The following is a 1874-nucleotide window of genomic DNA, read 5'->3' as shown; positions in this document are numbered from 1 at the left end:
CAATTTTTTAATTGTGTATTATTTGGTAAGCGAGCAGAAACTCTTCTTCATTTTCTTCTTAAAGGCAAGCAAGTTGTTGTGCAAGGATCTATGAGACATGAGCAATATAAAGATAAACATAGTGAAGTTAATAAAATTAAAAGCATTATTTTTGTAGATCAACTGAGATTGTTTGGTGGGGATAGTAAGTATCATAATCCTAAAGTTGATATTCCTACTCCTACTCCTGTTCCTGATTCTGCTTGTGAATTCAATGAAGATATTCCTTTTTAGAAGTTTATAAATGAAGTTTGGATTATATAGGAGGTTAAATGATATATGAAATTACAACAAAATGATAAAAGATTTGTTGAAGAGATTAGACGTTGGGGTTGTTACTTTTTATCTTTGCATTATTACATATCATCACTTACAAAGAACAAATTTGACTTTAATGATATTAATAATAATTATTATCAATTTGTTAGTTTAGGTTATATGAGGATTAATTGTTATATTTTAAATCCATGTAGAATCTTAAGTTTCTTTGGCGTAAAAAGAGATGTTCGTGTTGAAAATAAAGATTATAAATGTTTAAAAGATGAGTTTGAGATAAGTGAAGTTAAATTAAAGAATAATATTGGGTCCCATTTTATGGCAACAAATAATACGGAAGTTTTATATGATCCTCTTTTTCTTAAAGATAGAGGGCAAGAATATCATCTTAAATCTAAGCGTATATTTAGAAGAATATAAGTTCCTCTAATATATTATCTCCATTATTATTATTATTATTTATTATTAAAAGGCTATATGCCTTTTTTTTATGCTTATTTATTATGTTAAATATTGATTTTTGCTAAATTTGATTGTATACTATGTATGTCTGAGATTATTTCTTTTTAACCTATGATGTATGTTTTTGATTTATATGTTCCCCTAATGAATAATAAAAGGAAACATACGTTTTTTTTATTATGTCAAATCTTGATTTTTGTTAAGTTGAATTGTATAATAGCTAATATCTACGTGTTGAATTATCTTCAACCTATGTATAACCTTTATTTCTAAAATAAAAAATTCTAACAAAGAGAATTGTAACTTCTTTTTGTTAGTTTGTAGTAATATATTGATTTACTGTTATGTTTTCATAGATCATATAGCAATATATTAAATATACAATATTATTTAAAACCATCTTTAATATCATGATATGCTTTTAATTTACTTGCTTTAGAAAGGCCATAAACATTATCTATTTCAGMTGTTGATGCATATTTCATTAATTCTTTAATTTCAAATGAATTGTATCCTTTACTTTTAAGTGTTGCAATAAATATATTTCTACATATATGTAGTGATTTACGATATTTAAATCCTGATTTTGTTAGTAATTCTTTAAATTGTTTTGAGATCTCACTTATATTTATTCTATTATCTTTAAATCTATGTTTACTTTTTTGAAATAGATAAGTACGTCTTGAATCTTGTCCTTTATTTTTAAAATGAAGTTTATGAATTTCTTCTATAGATTCAAATTCAGATTTACTTATTACTACTTCTCTAATGCAAATACTGGTTCGCTTCTTAGCTACATTTACACGTAAACTATAAAATACATCACCATTATTATTTTCTTCTCTTACTATGTCATCAAGTCTTATATTTTGAATCTCTATTCCTCTACAACCTGTAATTGAGAGTATATGAACAAACCATCCTGAGATTGGATCTATTTGTTTAAGTTTTTCTATACTTTTCTTTACTAATCTTATGGTCTTATCATTTAAATAAAATCTTATTGGTATAGATTTAGATTTAGTATTGCTTTTGGTTTGTAATAATTCTTTCTTATATTGCCTTGTTTCTTTAAGTAATATTGAATTTTGTTTCTT

3 protein-coding genes are annotated in these 1874 nt (G+C 24.5%); 2 read left to right on the top strand and 1 reads right to left on the bottom strand.

The window, feature by feature from the left end; genetic code table 11:
- Together U880_RS10595 and U880_RS0105960 are read left to right on the top strand one after the other, a co-directional pair.
- Positions 1–273, top strand: a 273-nt coding sequence (locus tag U880_RS10595) for a single-stranded DNA-binding protein (RefSeq protein ID WP_024655173.1), incomplete at its 5' end; no start/stop codon positions are given.
- A gap of 45 nt (positions 274–318) precedes the next feature.
- Positions 319–735: a DUF261 domain-containing protein gene (locus U880_RS0105960; RefSeq protein ID WP_024655172.1), complete on the top strand. Its 417-nt coding sequence runs from the start codon at positions 319–321 to the stop codon at positions 733–735.
- Between the two features lie 428 nt (positions 736–1163).
- Here the strand turns inward: U880_RS0105960 and U880_RS0105955 are convergent.
- Positions 1164–1874, bottom strand: a 711-nt coding sequence (locus U880_RS0105955) for a site-specific integrase (protein WP_024655171.1), incomplete at its 5' end; no start/stop codon positions are given.

This window comes from Borrelia hispanica CRI (assembly GCF_000500065.1).
Lineage (GTDB): Bacteria > Spirochaetota > Spirochaetia > Borreliales > Borreliaceae > Borrelia > Borrelia hispanica.
The sequence above is the reverse complement of the archived record's forward strand: the minus strand, read 5'-3'. Positions and strand labels throughout refer to the sequence as shown.

Coding starts and splice junctions, on each gene's coding strand:
- U880_RS0105960 (WP_024655172.1), top strand. CDS start 319: ATGAAATTACAACAAAATGATAAAAGATTTGTTGAAGAGATTAGACGT.